The organism is Myxococcus hansupus (genome assembly GCF_000280925.3).
Classification (GTDB): Bacteria; Myxococcota; Myxococcia; order Myxococcales; family Myxococcaceae; genus Myxococcus; species Myxococcus hansupus.
This window is the reverse complement of record NZ_CP012109.1, coordinates 6,395,215-6,421,559: the sequence shown is the minus strand read 5'-3', so window position 1 is coordinate 6,421,559 and position 26,345 is coordinate 6,395,215. Positions and strand designations below refer to the sequence as shown.

19 protein-coding genes and 4 pseudogenes are annotated in these 26,345 nt (G+C 63.7%); 10 read left to right on the top strand and 13 right to left on the bottom strand.

What is annotated here, in order from left to right:
* The first annotated feature begins 128 nt into the window (after window positions 1-128).
* Window positions 129-794 (top strand): DMP19 family protein, encoded by a 666-nt coding sequence (locus A176_RS24935; protein ID WP_044890993.1) that lies wholly within the window; start codon window positions 129-131, stop codon window positions 792-794.
* Window positions 795-2,734: 1,940 nt separating this feature from the next.
* Here the strand turns inward: A176_RS24935 and A176_RS38240 are convergent.
* From A176_RS38240 to A176_RS24890, 7 genes and pseudogenes are all read right to left on the bottom strand, one after another.
* Window positions 2,735-3,612, bottom strand: a pseudogene (locus A176_RS38240) (phage portal protein); the annotation flags it as partial.
* Window positions 3,579-4,768 (bottom strand): IS3 family transposase gene (locus A176_RS24920; RefSeq protein ID WP_226993910.1). Its coding sequence is split into 2 segments (ribosomal slippage): window positions 3,579-4,486 and window positions 4,486-4,768, totalling 1,191 coding nucleotides; the frame shifts between segments, so codons are not numbered across the junction. The pseudogene A176_RS38240 and the gene A176_RS24920, both read right to left, overlap by 34 nt.
* A gap of 51 nt (window positions 4,769-4,819) precedes the next feature.
* A pseudogene (locus A176_RS24910) lies at window positions 4,820-5,086 on the bottom strand (phage portal protein); the annotation flags it as partial.
* Window positions 5,087-5,112: 26 nt separating this feature from the next.
* Window positions 5,113-5,979, bottom strand: coding sequence for a hypothetical protein (locus A176_RS24905; protein ID WP_144429605.1), 867 nt, complete (start codon window positions 5,977-5,979; stop codon window positions 5,113-5,115).
* A gap of 381 nt (window positions 5,980-6,360) precedes the next feature.
* Window positions 6,361-8,745, bottom strand: coding sequence for an RCC1 domain-containing protein (locus tag A176_RS24900; RefSeq protein WP_158513104.1), 2,385 nt, complete (start codon window positions 8,743-8,745; stop codon window positions 6,361-6,363).
* A gap of 343 nt (window positions 8,746-9,088) precedes the next feature.
* Window positions 9,089-9,640, bottom strand: coding sequence for a hypothetical protein (locus A176_RS39235; protein WP_002634525.1), 552 nt, complete (start codon window positions 9,638-9,640; stop codon window positions 9,089-9,091).
* Between the two features lie 519 nt (window positions 9,641-10,159).
* The gene (locus A176_RS24890) at window positions 10,160-10,813 is read right to left on the bottom strand and encodes a hydrolase (protein WP_002634526.1); all 654 of its coding nucleotides are present in this window, start codon (window positions 10,811-10,813) and stop codon (window positions 10,160-10,162) included.
* A gap of 139 nt (window positions 10,814-10,952) precedes the next feature.
* Here A176_RS24890 and A176_RS24885 point away from each other — a divergent pair, with 139 nt between their 5' ends.
* The gene (locus tag A176_RS24885; protein WP_002634527.1) at window positions 10,953-11,858 is read left to right on the top strand and encodes a LysR family transcriptional regulator; all 906 of its coding nucleotides are present in this window, start codon (window positions 10,953-10,955) and stop codon (window positions 11,856-11,858) included.
* Window positions 11,859-12,182: 324 nt separating this feature from the next.
* Here the strand turns inward: A176_RS24885 and A176_RS40805 are convergent, their stop codons facing one another.
* Window positions 12,183-12,317, bottom strand: coding sequence for a hypothetical protein (locus tag A176_RS40805; RefSeq protein WP_002634528.1), 135 nt, complete (start codon window positions 12,315-12,317; stop codon window positions 12,183-12,185).
* 80 nt (window positions 12,318-12,397) lie between these two features.
* On the opposite strand from A176_RS40805, the gene A176_RS24880 reads away from it, so the two are divergent.
* The gene (locus tag A176_RS24880; protein WP_002634529.1) at window positions 12,398-13,003 is read left to right on the top strand and encodes a tyrosine-type recombinase/integrase; all 606 of its coding nucleotides are present in this window, start codon (window positions 12,398-12,400) and stop codon (window positions 13,001-13,003) included.
* Window positions 13,004-14,146: 1,143 nt separating this feature from the next.
* A complete protein-coding gene (locus A176_RS24875; RefSeq protein ID WP_144429603.1) occupies window positions 14,147-14,428 on the top strand; it encodes a hypothetical protein in 282 nt (93 codons plus the stop codon).
* A gap of 110 nt (window positions 14,429-14,538) precedes the next feature.
* Here A176_RS24875 and A176_RS24870 read toward each other — a convergent pair whose 3' ends face one another.
* Window positions 14,539-15,042: a hypothetical protein gene (locus A176_RS24870; RefSeq protein ID WP_002634530.1), complete on the bottom strand. Its 504-nt coding sequence runs from the start codon at window positions 15,040-15,042 to the stop codon at window positions 14,539-14,541.
* Between the two features lie 567 nt (window positions 15,043-15,609).
* Here A176_RS24870 and pru point away from each other — a divergent pair.
* The gene (pru, locus tag A176_RS24865) at window positions 15,610-16,149 is read left to right on the top strand and encodes a fruiting body development fimbrial-like coat protein PRU (RefSeq protein WP_002634531.1); all 540 of its coding nucleotides are present in this window, start codon (window positions 15,610-15,612) and stop codon (window positions 16,147-16,149) included.
* A gap of 328 nt (window positions 16,150-16,477) precedes the next feature.
* Here pru and A176_RS24860 read toward each other — a convergent pair whose 3' ends face one another.
* The gene (locus A176_RS24860; RefSeq protein WP_275472525.1) at window positions 16,478-16,894 is read right to left on the bottom strand and encodes a hypothetical protein; all 417 of its coding nucleotides are present in this window, start codon (window positions 16,892-16,894) and stop codon (window positions 16,478-16,480) included.
* 132 nt (window positions 16,895-17,026) lie between these two features.
* Between A176_RS24860 and A176_RS24855 the strand changes: the two genes are divergently transcribed.
* Window positions 17,027-17,611, top strand: a complete 585-nt coding sequence (locus A176_RS24855) for a hypothetical protein (RefSeq protein ID WP_044891142.1) — start codon at window positions 17,027-17,029, stop codon at window positions 17,609-17,611.
* Window positions 17,612-17,966: 355 nt separating this feature from the next.
* Here the strand turns inward: A176_RS24855 and A176_RS24850 are convergent, their stop codons facing one another.
* A complete protein-coding gene (locus tag A176_RS24850) occupies window positions 17,967-18,626 on the bottom strand; it encodes a hypothetical protein (protein ID WP_021781643.1) in 660 nt (219 codons plus the stop codon).
* A 115-nt stretch (window positions 18,627-18,741) separates the two neighbouring features.
* Here A176_RS24850 and A176_RS24845 point away from each other — a divergent pair.
* The 3 genes and pseudogenes from A176_RS24845 to A176_RS24835 form a co-directional block, all read left to right on the top strand.
* A pseudogene (locus tag A176_RS24845) lies at window positions 18,742-19,362 on the top strand (hypothetical protein); the annotation flags it as partial.
* Window positions 19,363-19,652: 290 nt separating this feature from the next.
* A complete protein-coding gene (locus A176_RS24840; protein WP_044891140.1) occupies window positions 19,653-21,140 on the top strand; it encodes an RES family NAD+ phosphorylase in 1,488 nt (495 codons plus the stop codon).
* A gap of 356 nt (window positions 21,141-21,496) precedes the next feature.
* Window positions 21,497-21,706, top strand: a pseudogene (locus A176_RS24835) (hypothetical protein); the annotation flags it as partial.
* 350 nt (window positions 21,707-22,056) lie between these two features.
* On the opposite strand, the gene A176_RS40185 reads toward A176_RS24835, so the two are convergent.
* Window positions 22,057-23,757 (bottom strand): hypothetical protein, encoded by a 1,701-nt coding sequence (locus A176_RS40185; RefSeq protein ID WP_226993982.1) that lies wholly within the window; start codon window positions 23,755-23,757, stop codon window positions 22,057-22,059.
* 66 nt (window positions 23,758-23,823) lie between these two features.
* Between A176_RS40185 and A176_RS40180 the strand changes: the two genes are divergently transcribed.
* Window positions 23,824-24,042: a hypothetical protein gene (locus A176_RS40180; RefSeq protein WP_226993981.1), complete on the top strand. Its 219-nt coding sequence runs from the start codon at window positions 23,824-23,826 to the stop codon at window positions 24,040-24,042.
* A 337-nt stretch (window positions 24,043-24,379) separates the two neighbouring features.
* On the opposite strand, the gene A176_RS38805 is transcribed toward A176_RS40180, so the two are convergent.
* On the bottom strand, window positions 24,380-25,024 hold the full coding sequence (locus tag A176_RS38805; protein WP_144429602.1) for a hypothetical protein: 645 nt from the start codon (window positions 25,022-25,024) through the stop codon (window positions 24,380-24,382).
* Window positions 25,025-26,345 lie beyond the last annotated feature (1,321 nt).

Genomic DNA, 26,345 nt, shown 5'->3' with positions numbered 1-26,345 from the left:
ACCCTGGATGACGACGTCCTCGAGGGGCACGTCGCTGTGACCGCTTTGGGTGACGATGGGACATGCGCACCGAGGGGAAATCTGGTTGGCTCCTGTCTGGAGGGAGCGCCACCTTGGGCCATGACCCCATGACTCCGGACGACAACCGTATCGTCGACGTGGGGTTCGACGAGAAGCACATCCTTCTGCACATGGCGGATGGCCACGTGCTGGCCACGCCGAGCAGCGGCTACATCCGTGTCGACAAAGCCACGCCCGAGCAGCGGCGCGGCTGGGTCCTCACCGAGGACGGTCGTGGCGTGAACTGGCCGGAGCTATGGGCCCCCTCCACCGATGGCATGCTCAGCGTCTGGGCCATCGAACAGGACGCGCTCTACGCGCATGCCCTGGCGCGGTTGCAGCAGGCCCACCGGGATTTTTCGGCCGTGCCCGATGATGAGCGCGACCTGGTCGCGCTGTGGCGCATGGAAGCCGACATCAACAACGGCGGCTTCATGCAGTTCTTCTGCAACTGGGGCGAAGAGATTTGCGAGCTGGCCATCGAGGCGCTGGGCAGGGTGGGTGCCCATGGCGTGCAGCAATGCCTGAAAGACATGCTGGGCGTCGTCGCTCACTACGGTGAGACCGAAGAGATGGTTTCACTGTCCGACCTGCCGGCCATGCTGACCGACGCTGAGCGGGACCGGCTGTATGCGTTGGATCAGGCCTTCTGGAAATATCCTGAACCACTCGGCAAGCTCGTCGTGAGGCATTACACGCCACGCGTGACGGGGCGTTTGAGCCGCGTGGATTAGGGAGCCCGCTATCCCCTGTCTGATGGAAGTGCCGATGCCAAGCTCGCGCCCCTGCCGGCGGGAGTGTCACGCCCTTCCTGGTAAATGTCTCTGAGACAGACTTCGCGCTGCAGGCCACCGCGAGGAGGCCCGCGCCTCCAAGCTGGGCTGCGCGAAGTCGGGCCCGCGAGACGCTCGACAGGCGCAGTTGCAGGTGGCGGCGCTGGCCATGTTCGAGAATCACGGTTCGTCGTTTAGCCCCCGTCGAACCGAAGGGCCAACCCTGACGCCACAGCGCGGGGAAGGGTGCCCTCCTGGGGTAGGAGGGCCCTTGGCGCGGGTGGGGGGCTTCAGGCGCGTGTTTGCGCCCTGGCCAAACGATAGCCGGCGGGCACCTACAGCCGGACGGAGTTAACCGCGGCCCGCTGACGGAGGGGATTTGCCCTCAGTTGCGCCGGCCAGGGAGTTCGACAGTCTCGTGCGTGCCTCGCTCTCTCATTGGCGGAGCGACTGAGTCTTGGGGGTTACACATGAAGTGGTCCTGTGGCGGCGATTGGCTCCTCCGAGAATGAGTCCGAGGACTGCGAGGAGCAGCGGCGCGCCAGAATTTGTCCGTGCGGTGGGACTGGAGGCGCACCCGGAGGACTCCGGTCGCTCTCCGGATTGAGGGGGGCGCGGGCCGACAATCACTGGCCTGCCTGCATCTGGGCTGCCGGCATCTGACGGTTCTTCGCCAATTGAGCCACCATCCTCGTCGACACCAGCGTCCGTGACGCCTCCATCGGCAGCGGATTCACCTGCGACGGTGAAATGGGACTCGTCGGAGTTGGAAATGCCCCCACCAGTCATGGCTCCGACTCCCCAGGAGTAGACGCCCGGTGCCAACGCATCACTTTCGTTTAAAGAGAAGACGGTTTGGTTTGTCTGGTGCGCGCGAAATAGCGAGCCATGCTGGAAAATTCGTAAGTAATAGAAGATGGAGTAGCCCCTTGGATCTACGGAGGGCTCCCACTCGAACGTGATGAGGCCATTAGGAAGGAGGGCTTCGTTCCCAGGCGTGATAAGGACTGGCTTCGTAATGAAGTCGGAGATACTTGGCTTCACTTGGCCGCTCGCCCGGCTTGCCAGTGACTCCCTGGGGACCTCCGGCGAGTCGGTGGGCGTCGCGGAGACAGAAACCGGGGACAACAGCAGGATGACAAGAGAGCTGTGAAAGCGACGCAGTGGCGCAGCGTTGGACGTGGGCATCGCACCTCAGTCTCATGGAACGACATGTGTTAATCAAGACACGATTGCGAATGTCGGAGTGGTACGGGTGTGTTCCTGTCGTGATGTGTGAGCGTTGGCAGTGATGTTGCGCTTTCGTGGCTTCGTCGCTGGATGCTGTGTCTTATCGGGATGGGCGTGAGTTGGAGAGGTTCTACGAGTAGAGATTCGGCCCGGCATGGTGGGGTGCACACCTCGCAAACTAAACAAGCTGTGGTGGAGTTGCAGCGGGCGCACGCGAGGTTGGACGGAAGTTTCGATGCGCGGACGCGGCTGGCCCGGGCGAAGGCGGAGTACCGAGGGGTGGAAGCCGCGGCGCTGCACGCGCTGGGCGCCGAGGCTGGTGGCGGCGAATGACTCGCCGTGCGCTCACGCCCCGGCGCAGGAAGGACTGCGGGAGTGGGTTGCTCGCGGCGCGAGGGGAGTGTCGCTCCGCGATGACGGCCAGCGCGCGTGAGGGAGTCGCCTCCCTCGAACATGCGTGAAACAACATGACAGAAGAGAGGACTCCGGCGGGCCAAGGGGCTCAAGCCGCATGGCATGCCGTGCCCGCCCTGCTCACTTCCGTGTCGCCAAGCCCTCGCGGACCATCTCGTCCACGAGCGAGGCGGCCTTCGCCTCGTCGGTTTCGCCCTGCACTCGCAGCGCGACAGACTCGAATCGCTGGGCATTGGCTACCACCCAGTCGATGTACTCGCTCGTAGCTCTTCACTCAGCCCCAAGAGGCGCTTCGTTTCACCCACGACCAGCGAGTCCTTGTCCGTCCGAGGCTTCAGGTCTTCGACGCCCGTCTGGATGCCCGCCAGCGTGAGGGTGATGGGGCGCTTCACCCAGTCGTCCGAAATCTTCCGGAACTCCCGGTGGAAGATGTCGCCGGCCAGGTGGCGGCCCTCCTCGGGCGTCAGCACGCCCACGCGGACCAGTCGCTCGACCATCTCCGTCATGCGCTCCGGGCCTCTCGTGGCCGTCGTCTGGCTGCGGAAGCGCCAGAAGCGCACGCCCATTTCCGCGAGCACCTTGCGGTTGACTCCGTGGCGGGGCCATCCGAGGAGTCGGCGGCCTTGAGGGCGGCGACGTCCGGGAAGGCGCGGCCGGTGAGGCGGGAGATGACGCGCGAGTCCCCGAAGGACTTGAAGTACACCCGCTCGGTGCTCTGCACCTGGATGTACCGGCGAAGGCGCCGACGGGTGGTGACGCTGTCGAAGCTGACGGCGGAGATGCGCACGCGTTCGCGCACCTCGACGGCCTCCTTGTCCAGGGGCAGGAGACGCACGGTGTAGGAGGGGACGTAGACGAAGCGGGCGATGCCGGCCGTACCGTCGCGCAGCACCTCGCAGTACGCGTTGCCCGTCACCTCGAGGTCGTGGCGGGCGCGGCGTCGCAGTTCGACGAAACTGGAGTCGAAGCAGCAGAAGTCGAAGAAGGACTCCAGGCGGGCCTTCTCCACTCGGGCGTGCTGGCGCACCTCCTCCTCGTGCGCAACGACGTCCTCGTCCGTGGGACGCAGGTGGGCCTGCTCCGGTTCGGTGGACAGGTTGACTATGCTGCCAGCCTCTTGGTTTCGGCCATCCGCTCGTACTCCGCAGGGCAGACGTAGCCCAGGGCTGAGTGGCGCCGCTTCCGGTTGTAGAACACCTCAATGTACTCGAACAGCGACTGCTTCGCCGCCTCACGCGTCTTGAAGCGGGTGACGTAGACGAGCTCCAACTTCAGGGTGGAGAAGAAGCTTTCCGCCACGGCGTTGTCCCAGCAGTTACCCTTGCGCGACATGCTGCATCCGATGCCGTGCTCCTCCAGCAGCCGGCGGTAGTCCTCGCTTGCGTATTGGCTGCCCCTATCCGAGTGGTGAAGTTGCGGGGCGGGACGGCTGAGCAACGCCATGTCGAGTGCGCGCAGCACCAGGCCGCGGTCGATTCTCTCGCCCATCGCCCAGCCCACCACCTTGCGGCTGAAGAGGTCCAGCAGCACCGCCAGGTACAGCCAGCCCTCGTCGGTCCAGACATAGGTGATGTCACCCACCCACGTACGGTGGAGCTGACCGGGTTGGAAGTTCCTCTCCAGGGTGTTCGGCGCCACGGGGTGGTGGTGGGCCGAGTCGGTGGTCCGTACGAAGCGACGCCGTGCACGGCCACGCAGGCCCGCCTGGCGCATCAGGCGAGCCACTCGCTTCCGCGCCACCCGCTGGCCTCTCGCTTTGAGTTCCGCATGCACCCGCGGAGCGCCGTACGTGCCCCGGCTCTCCTGGTGGACGGCTGCCACTTCGAGATGAAGCGCCCGGTCGCGTTGCTTCCGCTCGCACTCGGGCCGCGCCGCCCAGGCGTAGTAGCCACTGCGTGAGACGCCCAGGTGACGACAGAGGACAGCGACGGGAAAGAGGGCCTTCTTCGCGTGGATGAAGGAGAACTTCACTTCATCTCCTTCGCGAAGAAGGCCGCCGCGTTTTTTAGTATCTCCCGCTCCATCCGCAGCTCCCGGTTCTCCTTGCGCAGCCGAGAGAGTTCCTCGCGCTCCACCGTCGTCAGCGCTCCAGGCCTGCCCCCGCCCCGGTCCGTCTTCGTCTGCTCGACCCACAGCCGCAGCGCTGACTCCGTCAGGTCCAAGTCTCGGGCGGCCTGGGGAATCGTTTTCCCCTCCTCCAGCACCAGCCTCACCGCCCCGGCCTTGAACTCCGCCGTGAACTCCCGGCGTGGCCTACGGGGCTTCCTCTGCTTCTCGTCAGTCGCGGACATCCCGTGCTCCTTCCATCACATCTCGGGTGTCCACGGAACCGGGCTACTCCCAAGGGTCGTACCCGAAGGCAGCGTGCCGACGTCGCGCGCGGTCAGGCGCTCCGGAGCCATGGCGTCGGCCACCTTCTCCCGGGCCCCGTCCGCGTCGAAGTCAATCGAGGGCTCGAAGCGGAAGCCGAAGCCGTCGATGTTCGTCGCACAGGCGTCGACGTTCTGGCGCAGCGAGTTGGAGTGCTCGACGAGGAGGCAGAGGGCTTCCGGCTCATATGGGGGCTGGAGGGCGCCCGCATCGCTGAAGGCCACGGACTCCTCGCCACCGCAAGCTGTCGGGGCTCCCGAACGCGCTACCGGAAATCAGGGCGCAGCTCGTCCGGCACGTAGGTCGTTCCAGTCCAGCGGAAGCGAAGCTGAGGCCGCTTGGGGTGGACGGGGCTTGAGCGTAGGAGCAGGTCGCGGAATCCGCCTGTCGAAGTGCGGGAGATGTCCAAGCTCCGCTCGACGGAGTCGCTGTGGCTGTCGCGCTCTCCACAACTATGCGTGTCGTAGACGTCACGCATAGGGGCAAGCATGATGGGGGTGAGTCGCTCGCCTACCATCCGGAGGAGGATGAGCCACTGCGTCTCGGAGCACACGGGGCAACTCCCAGCGCACGAACTGGTGGTCGTGAGACGGACGCCAACCGCTGTTTCGGTTGGAGAGATTCGATACGGTGCCAAATCGAGCTGCGCCTCCGACGAGGGCTGCAAAACTCTGAGGCCGTCGTCCAGCACCGGAAGGTCCCGCGCCGAGGCCACCATGTCCCGGTTTCTGGCGAGAACTTTGAGGTCTTCGGGACGCCCCTGCACCAGGGCCACATCGAGCCGGGCTTCAGCCGCCTCCGTGCGACTGAAACGAAGGAGGACTACGGAGGCGCCGGGGAGGACGGCCCAGGACTTGAGCTGATGTGCGGAGAGGGGCTGGAGTGGCGTAGGGCTTCCCTGTGCAGGCTCGGGGACGAGCAGCTTGAGCGCTGCCACCTCCAATGGCGTTGGGACGGGCTTCACCTTCGCGTCCTCCGCCTGCACCACCGTCGCGAAGAAGACGAAGACCAGTACCGCGCACCGTTGAAGCTGAAGCACTCTCATTGCCCCCGGACGCCTGACGGAGGCGCCTTTCCTCCTCAAAATATAGCACCTTGGGATAGTTCCCGCGTCCGCGAATGCGTTGAACATGGGGTGTCAAGGGATGCCAGGAGGCTGCTCCAGTGCAGTTGCTGCTCATGCTTTCTGCCACCTGATTCCGTGAACGCTTATCGATTTTCTACGTCGTCTCGGGAAGGAACTATCCGATGACGCGCACGCCAATTTCCCCGCTGCCTCGTCGCTCGGGCCGCCGCTCGCGCTGGCACGCAAGGGCGACTGCCCAGAACTTGTCCGCGTGCCCGCGGTTGGTGCGCTCGGCGTCGAAGGATACGCCGAGTGTCGCGGCCTCGCGGCACCGGATCTACCCCGCAGTCCTCTGCGCAAGCTGCTGGAGTCGTGACAGATGCTCTAGAATGCGCGTCTTCCCTCTCGTTGATCCACAGCCAGAGGGAAGACGCGTTCATGCGTACCTCAGTGGCTGGAGACTCTCACCTGCCGAGGCCTCGGAATTAGGTCTACACCGCTGGTGCCGTAAGCGCCCCAGCCCCAAACAGTGCCGTTCTCCAGCAGCACCACGGAGCTTATGAAGCCCGCTGCCACTGCAGAGACCTTGCGGAATCCCTGCATCTGCACGGGCGTAGGTTGAGTCGTGCGAGTGCCATCCCCGAGCTGACCTAAGTCGTTGTTGCCCCAGGCCCAGACGGTGCCGTCATTCCGCAACGCCAGCGTGTGGTCGTCGCCAGCATCCACGGCGACTACGCCTGTGAGGCCCTGCACCTGCTGAGGGAGTGGTCGCGTAGCGAATGTTCCATCCCCGAGCTGCCCGCTGTCGTTGGCGCCCCAGGCCCACACGGTGCCATCATCATGCAGCGCCACGGCGAAATCTCTCCCCGCGGTAATGGCTTTCACGTTCGCAAGCTCCCGCAGAGGAACGGGGGAATCCCGCTGGATGTTCGTGCCGTCCCCGAGCTGTCCGGCGGAGTTCCTGCCCCAGCTCCAGACGCTGCCGTTCTTGCGCAGCGCCACGGCGTGTAGGTTCCCGGCAGCGATAGCTGTCACGTCCATGAGCCCCGGCACTTGGACGGCCCCCTGGGTCGTACTTGGCCACGCCGGGTGCCCAAGCATTCCGAAATAGTTGTTGCCCCAGCTCCAGACGGTGCCGTCCTCCCTCAATGCCACTGTGAAGGCTAGGAGGGTGTCACCTCCCGCGGCAACGGCGGTCGCACCCGTGATTCCCAGCACCTGCACGGGCACCGAGCTGGGTCGAAACGTTCCATCGCCCAACTGGTCATCTTGATTGAGGCCCCAGCTCCAAACGGTGCCGTCGCCTCGCACGGCCACGGAGTGCTCGTACGCTGCCGCCACGGCCTTTACTCCACTCAGCTCCGGCGCCTGCACCGGCGCTGCATCCTTTGAATACGTCGTGCCATCTCCAAGCACGTCAGAGTAACCGGAGCCCCAGGTTCGGAGGGAGCCGTCCTGTCGCAGCAACACCGCGTGCCAGGAGCCCACGGACACCGTCTTTCCCTCCGTGAGGCCAGCCAACCGCACGGGCGTGCTGCGACTCCTCCGCGACCCGTCCCCCAACTGGCCATAGTAGTTCGAGCCCCAGGCCCATACGGAACCATCCTCCCCTATCGCCACGGTCCAATCATTGCCCGCGGCCACGGCCTTCACGGCCATGAGTCCCTGTGCCTGCACGGGCTTCGCGTCCGACGGTACTCCACCATTTCCGAGTTGGCCGAAGTCGTCGGTGCCCCACACCCAGACGGTGCCGTCCGCCCGAAGTGCGACGGTGTGTTCATCGCCAGCGGAAAGGGCCTTGCAGTCCGCGAGGTCCGGCACCTGCACGGGCATCGTGAGCCAGTCCTGCGTGGAACCTCCCAGGAGATTGGCGCGTCCCCACCCCCAGACGGTGCCGTCCGTCCGCAACACCACGACGTGGTTGTCGCTCGCGTCCGCGGCGATGACGTCCGTAAGGCCCGGTACCTGGACGGGCGTCGGGTTGAAGTCTTGCCGGTTCGACTGCTTGGTTCCCCATGTCCACACGGTGCCGTCCTGCCGCACCGCCACGGTGCGGCTCCCTCCAGCAGCGATGGCGACCACGCTGGCGAGCCCCGGCACCTGCGCGGGGATGTGATTCTGCGACTCCCGGCCAGCATCTCCCAACTGGCCGGAGCGGTTATCACCCCAGGTCCAGACGCTACCGTCCTTCAGAAGCGCGACGGTGTGGGAGTCCCCCACAGCAATGGCGGTCGCGCCCGTGAGCCCCGGTACCTGCATGGGCGTGACGCGTGAGCCGGCCGATATATCGGCCCCGAGCTGGCTAGCGGCGTTGCTGCCCCAGGTCCAGATGGAGCCATCCTCCTTCAGCGCGGCGACGTGGGCGAGGCGCGACTTCACGGCGGTCACCCCCGTGAGGCCGCTCACCGTGCGATACTGGGGTTCACCTCTGCCGAGCTGGGTCGATTCGTTATTGCCCCATGCCTGGACCTTCTGCTGCTCCGTCACCACCAGCGCATGGCGCCCCACCCCTGCCGCGATTACGAGCCCCCGTGTGCCACACGTCAGGCCTCCCAACAGGGGCTGGAAGGACTCGAAAATGGAGTTGCCCACGTCGTCGGCGATGGTCACCCTCACGGTGGGCAACGTTTCTGAAGGAAGGCACTCGGGCCCGACCCAGACGGCTTCGCTCACTGTGCCTTGCGTGCTCACCTCAAGCGTGCCGACGCTGGTCTCCCAGGTGAACGTCTGCGTGCGCTCCGTGGCGGCGAAGACCTTCACCCGGAAGGTGACGGCCCCGTCCGGGGGAATCTCCAGCGCGGATTGTGAGGACTCCTCCAGTCGGAGCTCCACCCCAGGTGGTGGCGGTGGTGGTGGTGGCGATGGTGGCGGCTTGATGGGGTCTTCGGAAGAGCATCCGGCCAGTCCGACCCCAAGACACAACGCCAGACAGCGGAGCCACTGGCCTGCTTTACGGCGCATTGTTGCCTCCCTTGCTTGTCGATGACGGACATTCCATTCTTGCGGATTGACTCTGGCAAGCCGTCGAGGATGCCCGCACAGCGGCGGGTGCAAGATATGACATGTCGGAGCTACCTACCGACGGTGAATGCGATGTTCGGTCGGCTGGGCCGCCACGAATGACTTCGTGGCGGGCCACCGACAGTGCTCCGCCACGCGACGCTCACACAAACGGTCAACCAATCACCCGTACCCCAATCTCCCCGGTGCCTCGTCGCTCCGGTCCCCGCTCACGCTGGCACGCCAGCGCCACGGCCCAGAACTTGTCCGCGTGCCCGCGGTTGGTGCGCTCGGCGTCGAAGGACACCTTCCCCGAGGGCAGCACGCGGCGCTTGATGGAGTGAATCTGCCCGACAGGCTCACGCTGGCGCGGCAGGGGGACGTCGCGGCGCTGGAGGAGAATCTTGAAGTCAGTCGCCCAGCGCTCCTTGGCCTCGTTGGTGAAGTTCTCCTCCGCCACCTGGGGGAAGTCGCGGGCGAGGTTCATGCCGATGCCGCTGCGGTCGACGCTGAGGCGAGCCACGGGAAGCACGGACAGCAGACGACGGAGGTGCGCCTCCTGCTCCGCGAAGGGTACGCCTTCAAAGCTGCGCAGCATGCGGCAAGTGAAGCAGCCCTCCGCCTCTTCGAAGACGGCCAGCTCGGAGCGGTCTCGGGTGAGGCCCACATCGAAGCCCGCCACCAAGCGCCCGTGGGGCACGGCCACGTCGGACGCGTCTTGCGCCAAGGACAGCTCGTCCGTGGTGCACGGGAGGATGAGCTCGTAGGGGAGGACGCTGTAGGACTCGTCGACGTAAAAGGCATTCGAGCTTCTGCTGGAAGTCCTCCAGGGGCAGGGAGTCGAACTGCTCCACGAGGGCGGGGCGCCCGAATCGAGCGACGCGCTCCTCGGTGGACATGAGGGGGGCCTCCATTGCGGCGCGCCTCACGTGTCGTCCTCGATGCGCCTGACGATGCCGAGTGTCACGGTGTTTTCCTTTGGCCGAGGCCGACAGAAGTCGCGGGGGCGCGACTGACATCATCCAGGACTCCGCGCGCCTCGGGCCGCCAGTGCATCTCGCAGGCGGCATGTCCATGGTGGCTGAGGGGAATAGCCTCGGCGCTCTCATGGTGAGCGTCCAGGATGTTATTACCGGTGATGACCTCGCATGCCATCGAGAGTTGGTGTCGTGGTTGGCCGAAGACGTCGGCGCAGCAACAAGCGGTGAAGTGCAAGTTGCTGCGACGACGCACGGACGAAGGGGCGTTACTTATGGCGACCGGTGCTCAGCAACTGCATCTCCCACGCGAGGGCGATAGCTGAGCCTCCGCCGTGCTCGCTGACGACGTCCGACACGCCAGCGAGCGTCTTCTCGCGCGCCCAGTCTCGCTGCCACTCGCCCAGGACAGCCATCCACGTGATGGGAACCGCGCCTGCCTGTACCATCCTTCGAACGGCCATCTCGTGAGCCTCAAGGGTCACTCCGCCGGAGGCGTCGGTCACCGCGAAAACGTCGTACCCCTCGCCGAGCGCCTGGATGACCGGCATGGCCAAGCAAATCTCCGACCAGAGCGCGGCGATGACGAGCTGCTTTCGGCCGGTCTTCTTCACGGCGTCGACGACGCGTTGGTCCTCCCACGTGTTGATGAAGGTGCGGTTGATAGGCTTCTGGTCCGGGAAGACATCCTGCAGGCCTTTGATGAGGTACCCGCCCCGCTCCTCGATGACTGTGGTGAGGATGGTGGGCACGTTGAACACCTTCGCGGCCTTCGCGAGGCCCACGACGTTGTTGACGACCTGCGCCGGGTCGTGGCTGTGCAGGTTCGCGAACTGATACGGCTGGTGGTCGATGAGTACGACGACGCTCTTCTCGGGGGACAGGAGTGCCTCGAGACCGGTCTTGGCTGCCGTGGTGGTCATGGTGGTCTTTCTGTTGGGAGCGAGCTGATGCTTTGGCGGTGGCGCTAAGCGCTACCTACGGGCGTATGTGCACCCGCCACGTCACCAGGACTAGGCCGCCTTTCTGGAAGGATTGTCCGTGTAGACGTACAATCGCCGCATGTCGCCAGATTTCAACGCGCTGCATGTGTTCGCGAAGGTGGTTCAATCAGGCAGCTTCACGGGCGCTGCTCGAGTGCTCGAGATGCCAAAGTCGACTGTCAGTCAGCGAGTGTCCGAGCTTGAGAAGCGTCTTGGTATTCGGCTGCTTCAGCGTACGACGAGGACGCTGAGCCTCACTGACGCGGGTCGCCTCTATTACGAACGGTGTGTCCGCATCTTCGCGGATGTCGAAGATGCCGACCGTGCAGTCACGGACTTGCAGGAAACGCCTCGTGGCTTGCTGCGCGTGACGGTGCCGGCGAGCTCGCAGTTTCTTGGCCCAGTCCTCGCGGACTTTCTGGGACGGCACGGGGGAGTCCAGCTCGACGTGGTGTGCACCGACCGGTTCGTCGACCTGGTTGAGGAGTCCTTCGACGTCGCGATTCGCGCCGGTGCCCTCTCTGACTCGACGCTCATCGCGCGCAACCTGGGCATGATCCGGTTCCTCCTGGTCGCGAGCCCTCGGTACCTGAAGAAGCGCGGCCATCCGCGCTCACCTGACGGTCTCGCGAAGCACAACTGTCTGATTTTCCGTGTCGGGCCGCACCCCAGGGTCTGGCGTCTCACGCAGGGGGACGAGACGCGCGAGGTCAACGTCACGTCGGCTCTTTCGGTGAACGACCTGGACATGCTCCACGATGGAGTCATAGGTGGCCTCGGGGTCGCGATGCTCCCCGCGCACCTCTGTGTCGACGACCTCCGCGCCGGACGCCTCGAGCAAGTCCTTCCCGATTGGGAGGTGCCGGCCGTACCCATCCAGGCCGTCTATCCAAGCGGTCGTCATCTCTCGCCGAAGGTGAAGGCACTGCTCGACTATCTCCAGCGGATGAAACAGTCGCCGTGGTCGCCAATCCCCCACCCGTAGCCAGTGTGCGCCAGGCCGTCATCACGTGCATCGGTACGGGCGCGCCGCCCACGGCCGTCCTTGCCGTCGGGTGCTGAGCCAGCACCTCCTGGACGCTCGTCCCCGCGCTCGTAAGGGGCCGCACCGGCGCGCGCCGCCTCGCGTCCCAGAAGGGAGCGAGCACCAGGTGCCGCGTGGCCTCGCGATTCTCCTCGGTCTGCACGAACTCTCGCCGGGCGCAGCGGAGGCGGTCGGCGCGGGGCAGGAGCACCGTCGAGACCCCAGCGGCTCGAAGCTCGCGAGCGCACTCGCGGCGCGCATCGCAATCAATGCTGCAACGCTTGTTCATGGGCAGTCCTCGATGGTGAGGCCCGCGAGTCCCTTCCCCGACCTCTGGCGGAGGCCGCTGATGAAGACCGACTCGGTGGCCAGCCGCTGGGTGAGGTCGTCCTCGGTGCGCTTGACGATGCCGAATGTCACGCCTTCCTCCCTGCATGTTCCGTTGCTTTCTCTCGGCACCAGAGCGCGTATGGCCGCGTCCACTTCACGAAGGAGCCGCCATGTCTGCCTATGCCGCTGTCGCCCGCCCACCGCGTACCCTCACGGAGAAGGAGGTGAACCTCCTTCTGCGCGTCACGGGGCAACACCGGGACGGATTCCGAGACCACTGCCTGTACGGCCTCGCGCTGGCGTCGGGCCTGCGCGAGCACGAGCTGGTCGCCCTCAACATCGGCGACATCTTCAATGAGCGTGGGCGCGCGCGCCGGCACGTGACATTGACTGTCTTCAAGGGCAGCCGCCGGCACCCGGCCCCCCAGGAAGGCGTCCTCTCGGACACGGTGCGCGCGAAGCTGCTTCGGCTGAAGCGTGCGCAGGGACACGACGTGGGGCCCCCGGCGCCGCTCTTCCTGAGTCGCAAGGGCATGCGCCTGGCCACGCGGCAGGTGTGCCACGGCTTCACGGTGTGGCAGGAGCGTGCGGGGCTGGAGCGGCACCTGAATTTCCACTGCACCCGCCACACCGCATGCACCGGGGCGTCCCGGCGGACGAAGGACATCCGCCTCACCCAGCCCTTCGCGCGCCAGCGCAGCCTCAACTCCACGGTCATCTACACGCATGCCTCGGACGACGAGCTGGTGAGCGTGACGCAAGAGTTGCCCTGCTGATGGGGCATGCCGCCTCCGCGCTGAGCACCCGCGAGCGCCCCTGGCGGGGCCGGGGGGCCGCGCGGAGGCGGGGAGGTGGGGCTTGTGCGCGGCGCCCGCGCGCGCCGCCCCAGGCGCAGCCGGCGAAAGTGAACAGCGCGAGGCGTTCACTTACCGGGTGCAAATGATCAGGGGGAGGTGTTCACTTTTTCGGGCCTGAGTCTCTCGAAAAGGGCCCCAGGTACACGCCCTGGGGGCGCTGCCCGCACGAAAAAACGCACCCCCCACCCTGGTGTCAAGGGTAGGCGGGGTATGCGTGCTGGCGTCATCGGTAGGCATGGTTGCGCCCGGCGGGGACAGGCAGGGAAGGTGAGCGGGGAGGCGCTGGGCCGCGTGACGGGCGGCAGGTGGCGCCAACCTGCGGAAAGCGGCCATGGGCTTCGGCACTTCGGCCCCTCACGAGGCCTCGTAAGCGCGCGAAAACAGCGTTGGGCCGTGACGCCGAATGGCCGCTCTTGCCCATTTTCGGCCATTCGGCTCGGCCCTGGTAACGGCACGCGCGCCCAGGTGCGCGCGGGGCGGAGTGTGGAGACGCGGAGGGCTTGGCTCGGAGTCGTGGGGCTCACGAGGAGGACAAAGGCCTGCGGCCCGAAGAACTGGGGGACACGCGCACGAATGGGGCGCCACGCAGCCGATGCATTGGCGCGCGGGGCCTGGACCGGGGCCTTGCGCCAGGTGGGCCACGTGGCGGCCAGCGGGGCTTCGGTGGGGAGGGGGCCATCGGGCCGAGGAAGTGAACGGCGCGCAGGAGTCCGGCCTGCTGGACGGAGTGTGCTTCCAGGCAGGAGTTCTGGCCCGAACTCGTACCGCGGTGCTCGAGGACCTGGTGGCTGGCCGCACTAACTTGGCGAAACTACGGGGCTGTGGCGCCAAGCGTGTGCTTCCGCGCGCCAAGTGGAGCTCCATGGGGAAAGTGGCCAGGCGCGGCCTGGCGCGGTGAAAGTGAACGGCGAAAATGATCGCGAAAGTATCCGCGTTCACTTTCAGAGCGCTCGTCTCAAGCGGGGTCGGCGGGGATGCATCGCTCTCCGAGTCGTACGAGCCGCCTTGGGTTGGCATGAGGCGAATCCAGACTGCCGACATGTGCTACGGGAACTCCAGTCCATGCCATTCGCACTGCAAAAGTTGGTTGAGTGGGGGCACTGCCTGGAGTCCGATGTAGCCGGGATCGGCCACTGGCTGCGCGGCTCTCAGGGATTCATGCGCGAGGACGGTGTACTCGTTGCCCTCCAGCGTCGCCTCTTGCCGAATGAGTGCCGGGAGGTGCCCGATTACTGGCGCATTTGGGGAGGAGGACTCGACCTGACTCTTCCAGGAGACATGGCTGGTTTCGACGTGCTGCGCTGGGTTGAGTGTAACTATCCGCTTCAGAAGCGGATGGAATGACGCTCCTCCTCTTCCGATTCCCCTGGGCAAGCAGGACACAAGGGACGGGAGACTTGAGGCGTTGGAGGCGCTTCGTCTTGGCGAAGCAGCATTGACGTGCTCGCCTGGTGTTAGGCCCGCTGTTTTCTACGCCTATCTCGGCTTACCATCTCAGCGTCCACCTCGCCGCGCTCGGCGGGCGTCGTCTCACGAGCAGCGCGCAGGGCCTGGGTGTGCCGAGCCCGGAGGCCATCCACCGAGAGCGTGGCGTGAAGCGCTTGGCGGGAGTCGGCGCCGCCCATCACGAAATCCTTGAGCCTCACCATGGGGTTGAAGTCGGTGGGGTTGTCGACGCGCACACGGCCTTCGGACCGCGTTTCCTCGAAGCCAAGGAGGTAGCCGTCAATCATCTCCAGCGCGTCGTCCTTCGAGACGGCGATGGCGTTGGCGCGCAGTTCGATGCGCTTCTGGTCCGCGTTGGTGGCGATGCGCGTCTTGGCCTCTTCGCGGCGGCGCAGGCAGTTGTGCTCCTTCGAGTAGTTGGCGACGAGGGAGGTGGCGACACCAAATCGCTCGGCCAGCTCGCGGTACGGGGCATCGCTCGTCATGGTGGAGCCGTCGGGCAGCGTCTTCACGTCATCGAAGACGAGGGCCTTGTCGAGCTCCTGGCGTGGGAGAGCGGGCTCCTCGGACTTGCGAGGACGGCCCGTCTTGCATTTCGGAGGTTGTGAAGATGGTGGCGTCTCGGTCGGCCCCCCGCGTCTCGGGAGGTCGCTGGCCCGCAGCCCGGAATCTGCTCGGCGGCGCACGTTCGTCCAGCGAAGGCATACCGGTGTCATCGGCTGGACGCCGCTGCGCATGGTCCCTCGAGGGGACCCTCGGCGGGCATTCTTCTCCCTCGTCAGTGAAACGGAATTCTCCCAGATGGGCAGGCGCCGCCCCTGGAAGCCGCGTGCCAATGGATTCGCGTGGCCCCCAGAGCCTGTCCGTCCCTCACTGAAGGGCTCCCTTCAGGGACATGTGTGCGTTTCGCCCCAAAAACAAGCAAGCAGTCGCTTTCGCGCGTTGCCTGGGAACACACGGCAGGCATGCGTACGACATGCGCCGAAGGGAGAGGGCGCATCACTGAGCGAGGGCTGGCGAGCGTGTTGCAATGCGCCGCTGCCGCCGGAATCAACCGGCCGCTGGACTGAGAACTGTCAATGAACGCTGTCAAGACTGCCATTGCCGCCGTCACCGCCGCCGCATCCCTCGTCGCCTTCTCGCCCGCTGAGGCCGCCACCGCCACCGCCAACCTGAACGTCACCGCCAACGTCGATGGCGGTTGCAGCATTGGCTCCGGCATTGGCGGAGGCACGTTGAACTTCGGCACGTACGACCCCGTCATCGTCAACTCCGCGCTGGGCATCGACCTGTTCGGCACGGGCTCGTTGAGCGTGCAGTGCACCCTGCTCCGCCCCGCGGTCATCACCCTTGGCCAGGGTGTGTACCCGGCCGCCGGCTCGACCGACGCGGCGCCGCTGCGCCGGATGCGCAACACGGCCTCTTTAGACTTCCTCGCGTACAGCCTGTACCAGGACGTCACCCGTATCGTCGCTTGGGGCAACACCGCAGGTACGGGCCTCCCGTTCCTCGGCACGGGCCTGCCCGTCCCCGTGCTGGTGTATGGCACGGTTCCGCGCGGTCAGAACGTCCCTTCTGGCACCTACAACGACATCGTCGTTGCCACCATCACGTTCTGATTTGAAGGGCGACAGAACATTCGTGACCATCTTATGTCTTGGGCTGGTGGCCTGATGTTTTCGGCTGCCTTGAAATGGATTGTCCTGGGGAACGCGAGCGACGCCGAACTCGATGTCAGCCCGAGCCGGCTTGAACTGGATTCCGGCGCTCGTGGAGCGGTGATGAACGTGAGGAACAAGGGCAGTGAAACCACACGCTTCCAAGCCTCTGTCCATTCCTAGGTCCAGGACGAAGAAGGGCGCATGTCGCTCGCGCCGCCGCAGGACCTGTTTTTCTGTCCGTCCATGTTGACGCTGGGGCCCGAGGAGTCCCGCCCCATCCGGGTGGTCAGCTCCTCGGCTCCACTGGACGGTGAACTTCCACAGTCAGACGGTGCTCGCCGTCGCCAAGTGAGTCCTGTAGAGGTGTCTCAAGCGGGTCGGCGGGGGGCGTGACGGCAATGGGAGGGTCCACGAGGGTGTCGTCGTTGGGGCTCTCGGAGGAGGCCGTGTCGAGGACCTCGTCGTCGCTACTGGTCACCACCTCCGCGTCCACCTCGCCGCGCACGGCGGTCGTCGTCTCGCGCGCAGCTCGCAGGGCCTGGGCGTGCCGGGCCTGAAGGCCCTCCAGGGAGAAGCTGGCGTGCAGTTCCTGGCGGGAGTCGGCGCCGCCTTGGACGAACTCCTTCAAGCGGACCATGGTGTTGAAGTCGGTGGGGTTGTCGACGCGCACGCGCCCCTCGGCCAACGCCTCCTCGAAGCCCATGAGGTAGCCGTCAATCTCCTCCCTCACTCGAAGAGTGGGATGATTGCCCTTCTCTCCACTGGTGTCTGTGTGCCGCTCCTGGCGTTTGTCGCGCTATCGTAGTTCCTAGGCGCGACAAATGGAGATTAGTCAATGGGCTTATGCATCGAATACGTCTCCCTTGACGGCTTGCCGCCAATGGAACTCGTGCGGGACATGGTGAGCGAGAGGCTGAAACTTCGAGTGGAGCTCATCCAGCATCCAGCGGGTTTCCACATCGAGGTGAGGGAGAAGTGGCCCATCCGCCTTGTGCCGAGCGCGCACGCCCTTGAGGTCGAAACGCACTCGCTCGATCTTTCGAAACCGCTCGAGCAGAACCCGAACTACATGCTTTTGTGCCGTGCCCTGGTGGCATTGGGGGGGACTGCAGGCCCCCCTGAGTTACTGGAGTGGAACAGATTCAAGCATCGCTTCGAGTTTCAAAAGGGCGCGCCCAGTTCATTGGAGGTGCATGAGCAGATTCGAAGCTTGGGAGGTGGCGATGGCGGGTTGCCGACCCCTTACGAACCATGGTTCGAGCTTGTTGCCCCACTTCCTGTTCTCCAGGGGGTCACGCTGATTCCGGAGCCTCCTTGGCTCATGCTGATGGCGGGGACAAATAGTTTTGAGCTGGTCGACCAAACGTATGACGTTCTGGTCTCCTGCGGCGCACGGCCTCGGACCGAGTCGGATTGGTGACGCGCTCCTCACTGCAGGAGTGCGTTGCGTGAGGGCGCTACTCGGCAATGCCCACGAGAGCTAATTCGTCGTGCACTTATTGTTCTGAAGGGAGAACTACCCGAGAGCTACACGCGGGATCTCATCGACGAACACACCGCACCTCCGCTCGGCGCCTACCTGGGAGACGTGCTCGTGCGGCGATTGGGCGGGGCAGGGAACGGAGGCAGGCGTTGAAGGCGCCAGGACGCGTGTCGCCAAGCGCGCCTGGCGGCTCCTTCCTCACCCGCCGGTACACGCCGCCCCGCCGGTTTCTGCTGGACTGTTCACCCCCCATCTCTCCTTCGGGAAAGAACGGTTCTTCTTGCGCGAGCCCTTACTTCGTTGGGAAGGGCCAGGCGACGAGGGGCGTTGGGACGGGGGTGGGACGCTCCATGTACATGGAGTGCGCGAACGGTCCGACCTCCTTTGTCCCGGAGAGTGCGTTGAATCGGCCTGTCATTTCGAGTTCGGCCCAACTTTGTTCCATCGAATTGTCGATGAACAGTGTGAGGGCGCCTGTGTGGACCCAGCCGAACTCGAAAGTGAAGAGTCCCACCACGCATTCCGTCCGTCCCCGGCGAGGAGGGGGGGCTCCGGTGAGGAGCGCCTCAGCGACGCGGGCGGCGGGGGCTGAGTCCAGATGGCTTTCGCTCAGATTCCAGGACGCGAGAGGGCGCTCGAAACGGATGGGGGTGCGCAGGCACAGCACCGCGTGTTGAGTCGCAGGCGGGAGGGATGCGTCTTCACCCAGCAGCCCCGCGGCTTGCGCGAAGCGGCTTGCGCCGGAGCGCTCTGTGGTGACGAGGTAGTTCCAGGCCGCGGAGAAGGGGCCGCCTCCGTATTCCACCAGATAGCCGTCGGGAGCTTGGCCCCCGACGGCGGCGGTCCCTTCGGGGGCACGGTAGTAGCCGTACTTCTGGAGCGTTTCCAACTGCCAGAGCCCGGGAGCCACCTGGCCAAGGCGGGCTGCCCAGCGGTGGTCCGGAAAGTCCATGGCTTCAGGCATTCGTGGCCGAATACGTGCCCAGTGCGTTGTCACCGCCCAATCGCCCATGGTGATGCATCACAGCACGAGGGCCAAGGGTGGACGAGTACTTCTGGTCGTCCAACGGCCGGACCTCAACTTCGACACGGTGCTGAGCACGCTGCGGGAGCGCAGCGCCGCGCTCGTGCCCGTTGAGCCGCGGTTCCACCCGGACGTGGCGCCGTTCCTCATGAGGATGCCGGACGAGTTCGCCATCAGCGAGCGACAAAGGAAGATTGCCGAACTCAACGCCTTCCGGCCGCCGGTGCCGGAGGAGTGGCTCCCTGTCGCTCATCCTTCGGACGTGGCAAATCCGGAGCGCGTCCTCGAATCCTACGGAGACTTGTCCGAAGGCCTCGTGGCTGTGCTTCACACGGATGTGCCCTCCATCATGAAGGAGACGCCTGAGTCGCTGACGGACCTCGACTTCCACTTCTGGAAGACCCACTTCCCCGAGCGCTACACGCGCGACGTCCTCGACGGACACACGATACCGGCACTTGGAGCCTATCTGGGGGTCGTGCTGGTGCGGCGGTTGGGAGGAACGTGGGTGCTGCGGCAGAAGATGGAAGAGTCCCAGGTGCGTGTCGGCAAGCGCGTCTGGCTGCCCTTCCTCCGCGCCCGCCGGTACATGCAGTCGCGCGAGTCGCTGTTGGAGTACTCGCTCACCCAGTTTTTCAGGGAGGCGGAGCGATACCGGCCCTGACTGGGGTGCAGGCATGCACGACTGCAGCGGTTGCTAGGTGATGCTGATCGCTACCGCCGCAGTCGTCATGTCAGGGGGGGCCGGTGAACTCGCAGGGTATGCGGGATGCGGCAGGTTATGGCGTCGTTCGACGGCAGACCGCACCAGAACCTATGGGCCGTCACCAGAGGCTCTCTGGGTCAGGTTACTTCCTGACGTCGCCTGATGGAGACTCAGGTCGAGGCCGGGGGCGGTACGGTTCTCTTGACATAGTGTTCATGGCACACTAAGGTGCTTTCGGTCCAAAAAATATGACCCACGGCAAGACACCTGACGACAGCGTAGGAACGAAGCGCATCTGCTCGGACTGCATTGGCGAGTCGTATCTCAATGCCGCCATCGAGGCCCGGGCGGAGATGGCGACCTGCTCCTTCTGTGAGCGTGAAGGGCTCACAGAGGCGATTGAAGGTTTAGCCGACCGCGTCGCTTTGGCGTTCGAGAGTCACTTTCGCCGCACATCGACAGAACCGGACGACTTTGAAGACCTGATGATGCGGGCCCCTGAATCCAAGTACGAATGGTTCCGGCATGGGGAGCGCGTGGTGGACGTTATCGCGGAGGTGGCGGGAATTGGGGCGGAGCCGGCCGAGGATGTTCGTGCCATTCTCAATGAACGGACCTCAAGTCATGATTCGGACGAAGGGTGGGAGGAATCTCCGTTCGACTCCGAGGCACACTACGAACTCGCCCGCTTGAGCGCTGCAGAACTCCAGGAGGAATGGGACGACTTCGAGAGGAGTCTGAAGACCGAGGCCCGGTACTTCAGCCGTTCGGCCGAAAAAATCCTGGCGGCTACGTTCCACGGTATCGATGGGCTGCGCGACCGCAGCGAACGTTCCGCCCTGGTAGAAATTGGGCCTGGCAAACCCATTGATGCGCTCTTTCGAGCGCGGGTCTTCCAGTCCGACGAAAAGCTTGAGGCTGCCCTCCGCCAGCCAGAGAAGGACCTGGGCCCTCCGCCATCCGCTATCGCACCAGGTTTGCGAATGAACTCCCGGGGGATCTCTGTGTTCTACGGGACGAACACGCCGGAAACCGCGTTGGCCGAGGTTCGGCCTCCGGTAGGCAGTCAAGTTGTTGTCGGTAGGTTCTCTCTGCTTCGGCCCCTTCGGCTATTGGATTTGACCGTCCTTCGCGACATCTACGTCACGGGCAGTTACTTCGATCCCGAGTTCATCGGCAAGCGCAAGCACGCCATGTTCCTGGAGCATCTGAGTCAGCGTATCTCGATGCCAATCATGCCTGACGACGAAGCTATCGAATACCTGCCAACGCAGGTCATTGCGGACTATCTTGCCTCCATGGATGCTCCTGCCATCGACGGGATCATCTATCCGTCGGCGCAAGCGAGCTCAGGGCAACTCAACATGGTCCTGTTTCACAAAGCCGCACGGGTGCAGGCTTCGGAGTTGCAAAAGGGCACTGAGGTCGATGTGTCGCTCCAGGGGCATTCGGAGGATGGGCCAGAACCGGACTACGTCATCCTCGTGACTCCACCGAAGACCCCCCCCACGCAGCCGTCGGTCTTCGAGTCCATCTGGGAAATCTGGCCACCTGACCGAATGCCGGCCGACGAACGCGTACCTGCACTTCTCCTAGACACGGCTACTTTGGAGGTCCACCGGATCACGGCGATTCAGGTTACTTCTGAGGCTTATCCCGTCAGGCGTCTCGTCCTCCCACCACGGCAGGATTCCATCTCCCCTGCTGGCGGCGACGAGCCGAATGACCCGTTCTGAAGGGGCTTGCCTAACACAACCCGTCCACTTCGGTCGCCATCGACCTGTAGTGCGGACACCTACTAGGTCCGCGAGGCTGGCGGCGTCAGCGACAGCACCCGCGCTCGGCCGAGGGTTAGCAGTGCCCAGCGGAAGTCGGAGGCCTCGAACACCCTGCCGTTCAATTCGCTCTGGACCCTCTTGGGCATTGGGCGTTCCCTGCGCGGCATGAAGGCGCTGCCGCTCATCGTGAGGGACAGTAGCGAGCCATCGCTGGGGCGTCGAGGAGCTGCCGGCCGCCCGGGCCTAACCCCTGAGTGGTATGGACCAGGAGGCTCGGTGGTGCCTTCAAACGCGCCGCACTCCTCCTACCCTGGGCCACTGGAGCCTACCTGGAAGCGGTGCTGGTGCGGCGACTGGGAGGTCCGTGGGTGCTGCGACAGGAGATGGAGGAGTCCCAGGTGCGCGTTGGAACGCGCGTCTGGCTGCCCTTCCTTCGCGCACGTCGGTACATGCAGTCGCGCGAGTCGCTCTTGGCGTACTCGCTCACACAGTTCTTCAAGGAGGCGGAGCGGTACCGGCCCTGACGTGGGGCTAAAGTTTCTCGCGCGCCAGGCTGCGGAAAGCTGGCGCGCAGTTCAGGAGGGCCGGCGGGAGCTCCCATGACGCGTAGACCCGACCCGCTATTGTATTCTTCTCCTGCCCACAGTGTCCTCATGCCCTGCAACGATGTGGTGATAGAAGCTGAGGCTCATTGCTCACTTTCCCTGAAGAGCTGTCCAGTGGAGGCTCAACGTACATCGACGACGCAGTGTTCGAGTTTTAGATAGACAGACTCGCCGATGACGCAGCGACCGAATTTGAGAGGGGCGCAGGGATGCTATGCATGGTCAAGGTTTTCAATCAGTCCTGGGGAGGAGAGAACACCTGTCATGCACTACTTTGAGGATTGTCTGGCGGATGCGAGGACTCCTATTAGAGATCGGCTGAGCCTTTTCCTTTCGGCTCGCTCGTCAATCTTGTCTCTTGCGTAGGCTGCTGTAATTCCACCCACGGCGGCCATGGCGGAGCCCGCTGCACCGATGGAACCCAAGATAGGTAGGTATGGAGCTGCAAGTGTCAGCAGTCCGGCTCCTCCGCTCAACATGAATGTTTTGGCGTATTTCGGGAACCACTTTGCTTCGAGTTCTCGAATTTCCTTTTGATGCGAATTTATGAGGGATGCGAGTCCATGAGCAACCTCACGAGCGACCTTTTGGGCATCCAGGATGGATGCCGAGTCAAGTTCCTTTGAGAGCTCGGCCATGCGCTTCCGAAATTCCTTGTTCGCTTCGTCTCGCCGGAGGTTTACTAGTGCATCAATCGGGACATTTCCGAGCCATGTTAATGAAGGGTCCTGGAGTCCTCGGAAGGTGCCAAGACTGCCTTTGGGTAGGATGCCTTTACGCTCAAGTTCGTTGGCCGAAGCTTCCGAGATTCGCTCCATATAGTGCCAGTGGACCGGAAGGACAACCATGGGTTGTGCTGAAAGCACTTCGGCGTTTTCTTGTAAGTGATATTGGGGTCCGACGCGTTCAAGGATCCCCTGGAGCGCAAGATGGCCGGGTGGCAATGATTTCATGAGCGCGATAGCAGGCTCTGGGCGTGTCCCTGCGATCTCGTCAAGATAGATCCCGCAGGCTTTGTATGCATCGATAGGTTCAGGTGGCGTGTATCCAGGAGGGAGGAAGATTTGGCTCCGCGTTATTGCCGTCATGAACTCCGCTTCGCGTTCGACGGCAAAGTCAGCCACTTCCTGCATGGAGTGGATTTCTAGGCCAGTAGCATTGCGTATGAGCTTTATGGCTAGTTGGAATATTCCCTGTTGTGTTACGACATCTCGGGCTTCCAATGCACGTTCGAAGCTCGGAAAGACGAAGATCGCAGGATATGCAAGTTCTGCGTCTACTAGTGGCTTTAGTGCTAGTAAGTGAAAGAGGGTAGTTGCAATGCGGGTGGGTATTGCCACATCCCTGATGTCTGCTTCAATGAAATGGTAGACGGGGTCGGCAATTAGAATCGTGTCCGCATAGAGCATCATCTGGCGCACGCCGCTTAGCTGACTGCCAAGGAACTGGGACTGTCCCCCTAGTACGATTTTTAGGCCTGCAATTTGTTGTGCTTCCCTGAGAAGGTGTGATTTTTCGGTGTTGTAGAATTTTACGAGGCGCTCAATGGTGTGGTTGAAATTCTTGGCTAGTTTTTTGTAGTTGGATTTGAGTTGTTTTAGGATGTCATCGTTTATTTGTGTTGTGGATGAGTAGTGGGAGTGGTCTCTGCCTGTGATGGATGCGAAAAGATCTTGAAAAATCGAAAAGAGTTCGCGTTGGGATTTGATTGGATCGGCTAGCTTGGTGGGGGCTCCTGGCTCGACGCCTTCCGCGTAAGACGCCGCAATCGCCGTCGCTTTAAGCGCGGGCGAGACGGACTCTGGAATCACCAATCCATTGCCATCACGCCGGATGTTCTGGAGGTCTCGCTGGATGTTGGTTGTGTGGTTTGAGGGGTGGAGCCTGCCTTTTTGGTGGAGATGCTCAAGGTTGTTTATTTTCTGTGTCAGCGCTAGGATGTCGTCCTGCTTGCTTGGGGGCTTGTTCATATGTCTGGAGTCTAGAGCACGCGGCACTCGTCTGGAAGCCCAGCATTTGGAGCAATATGGGGGGATTTGGAAGTTCCCGCTGGGTTGGCGCAGGCGTTGACCCATGCGAAGGCGAAGGAATGGGAAGAGGCGGAGACGGAGCTGAACGCTGCTGACGCCACCCTGAAGGCATTCGAGGGTTTCAAGGTCGCCAAGTCGAAGGAGTGGAGCACCCTGTCGGGCCAGGCCGCTCATCAACGCAAGCGCATCCAGCCCGGGCTGGGGCAGCTCCGGCGCGAGGCCTAGAAGCTGATGGTGGAGATGGGCGGGGCGAAGCCTACGATCTACCGTGGGATGGCCCGGTGCCGGAGGTGGAGCGATACCTCAAGAAGGCGATGAATGACCCTGACTCCTACGTGCATGTCTCGACGTCGGCTCCTGTTGCCCGCGATGCCTACTGGATTGTGAAGAGCTCCTTCCGAGGAAAGAATGCCTTCGGAGGGAAGGTCCTCAACCACCACGGGGTACTTCTTCATTCAGGGGGCAGGTCGTCCACGTGGAGGAGTAGGAGAGGAATGTAACCTCGGCACGAAGAGGAGCGCCTCTTCGTGCCAGCCCTCTGTCCTGACCTTGTCTTAGGCGTCTACAACGGCCGGGGGCCGTGACAGTCCTCGACCTTGTCGCCGCTCCCACAAGTGCATCGGCCAGTTTCAGGTACTTGAGCAGGCCGGCGCTGGCTGAATCCTTCCAGGCGCATCAGTGCCTCGATGCGTTTCTCCGTGAGCTTGTGATGCTCTCGTGCTGCTCGCTCATCGAGGTAGACCCCAGCCTCATCGTCGCCGTTGTCGACGTAGTTCGCGGCCTCAAGCTTACCCACTACTGCGACTGCTTCGATGTACTTGTCCACGGTTCGGCTTGCGGCCAGGGCCTTCTGTCGCGTGGGGATTCGTTTGCCGTTGTAGACAATTCGCGGGTCGGGCAAGAAGAGGTCTTGGTCGCTTCCGTCATGCGGAGGAGTGACATCCACCAATGAGCCATCAGGCTTCTGCACGACCGCATGAGCCTGGGCTTCCAGGAGGATTCCCGGCCACTCCCATATCCGCCAACCGTAGACAACTTGCCCGCCACACTTCTCCGCCACGTTCTTTGCGTTGACATAGCAGTCGAGTTCCTTGGCATCCACCGGCGGGACGATGGGCACGTAGACGGGTTGAGTGTTCCTGCCGGTGAGATCCTTTGAAAAGGAAAGAATGGCTGGGGTGATGGTGGCTGGAGCAGTAAGGTTCATCGTGGGTCTTCGGTCTGGTTGGGCGGCTGACAAGGTGCCGCGGATGGAAAAGGCGAACGTATACCGTCGCGTGATCGCTACCAGCAGTGGACGCGCGCCCCTCACACGCTGAGCCCACCCAGTCGGCTGATGCTCGTTCAGGCGCGGCTCCTCGCGGGCGGAAGCGCAGCTTCGCCACAGCGGATCAACGCAGCCGTCGTGGGCGGACACTTGCGTGGGCCCCTGGACGGCTCATCACAGCCGCGGGCATACGTGGGCGTATTCCCGCGCCGTCCCTACTTGCCCAGTACGCGCGCGGGCAAGAGCCGCGAGGCGCGGTAGGGGGCGAGGACTTGGCCAAGAGGTTCTGAGAGTCGTCTCGGAGAGTCTGCGCCGCGCGACGAAATCGAGAGTACCCGGTAAGCCTCCGCCGCGTTTCGCTCTCTCGGTTAACAGCCACGACGGGCCAATCCGTCGCCGAATGGCTCCGAGCCGCCTTGGAGACAGGGAAGCGAAGTAACTCTGGAAGGTACGACATCGAAAGCCCTGGATTGTCAGAACCGGTCGCCCGAAGTGGTTAACAAAACTGTTAACTGCTCTCGGCCTCTCTCTCCCCAAAACGGGTGAAAGAGCGGTCCAGAGAGCTCAATCGGTGGGGGAGAAGAGGGGGCATCTCGCTCTGCGGGGTAGAGGGCCGAGAGCGCCCTCTTCATCACCGCGAGCCAGAGTCCCTTGGGATTCAGCGGCTTAAGCACGAAGGCCCCGCGATGTCATCGCGAGGCCCTTGTTAAACAAAAAGGGCCCTACCGGTTGGTAGGGCCCTTTAAGTAGCTCCCCGATTGAAGCCCTGCGCGAACTCGTTCTCGGCTTATCTCTCAGAGGACTCAAACTCGCTGAGTGGCCGAAAAACGAGTAATATCCAGCGGTTCAAAGACGGGGCTGGGCGAGCTTTTCAATCGGGGTCCGAGTGAATCTCCGCAAACTTCACTTGGTGTGTACCCGGATGTCATGGCGAAGGTCGTTGTCAACTTCCTCCTTATAGATGCGGATGTGGGTGAGGGGCGCAAAGTTTCGGGGCGCGCGCAGTGCGAAGGGCGAACCGCTGGCTGAAAGTACCGCGATGCTGGCCGACTGGGCCTGCGGTCGTCTCCGAGCGGTTTGCGGTCGTCGGGCCCAACTTGGCGCTCCCCTCGTCACGCGCGCGCAGCCTCTTGGGCGCGCGAGATGGCGTGGGCGGTGCCTCGGCGAGTCCGACCCGCTTCGCCGCTACGGGAACTCGCCGGCCTCGTGCTCACCATGCTCACTCGCCTTGAGCCGCTCGTGACGCAGCGATCTAACTTTT

Coding starts and splice junctions, on each gene's coding strand:
- A176_RS24935 (WP_044890993.1), top strand. CDS start 129: ATGACTCCGGACGACAACCGTATCGTCGACGTGGGGTTCGACGAGAAG.
- A176_RS24905 (WP_144429605.1), bottom strand. CDS start 5,979: ATGTTCAACGCATTCGCGGACGCGGGAACTATCCCAAGGTGCTATATT.
- A176_RS24890 (WP_002634526.1), bottom strand. CDS start 10,813: ATGACCACCACGGCAGCCAAGACCGGTCTCGAGGCACTCCTGTCCCCC.
- A176_RS24885 (WP_002634527.1), top strand. CDS start 10,953: ATGTCGCCAGATTTCAACGCGCTGCATGTGTTCGCGAAGGTGGTTCAA.
- A176_RS24880 (WP_002634529.1), top strand. CDS start 12,398: ATGTCTGCCTATGCCGCTGTCGCCCGCCCACCGCGTACCCTCACGGAG.
- A176_RS24875 (WP_144429603.1), top strand. CDS start 14,147: ATGCCATTCGCACTGCAAAAGTTGGTTGAGTGGGGGCACTGCCTGGAG.
- pru (WP_002634531.1), top strand. CDS start 15,610: ATGAACGCTGTCAAGACTGCCATTGCCGCCGTCACCGCCGCCGCATCC.
- A176_RS24860 (WP_275472525.1), bottom strand. CDS start 16,894: ATGGGCTTCGAGGAGGCGTTGGCCGAGGGGCGCGTGCGCGTCGACAAC.
- A176_RS24855 (WP_044891142.1), top strand. CDS start 17,027: ATGGGCTTATGCATCGAATACGTCTCCCTTGACGGCTTGCCGCCAATG.
- A176_RS24850 (WP_021781643.1), bottom strand. CDS start 18,626: ATGGACTTTCCGGACCACCGCTGGGCAGCCCGCCTTGGCCAGGTGGCT.
- A176_RS24840 (WP_044891140.1), top strand. CDS start 19,653: ATGACCCACGGCAAGACACCTGACGACAGCGTAGGAACGAAGCGCATC.
- A176_RS40185 (WP_226993982.1), bottom strand. CDS start 23,757: ATGAACAAGCCCCCAAGCAAGCAGGACGACATCCTAGCGCTGACACAG.
- A176_RS38805 (WP_144429602.1), bottom strand. CDS start 25,024: ATGAACCTTACTGCTCCAGCCACCATCACCCCAGCCATTCTTTCCTTT.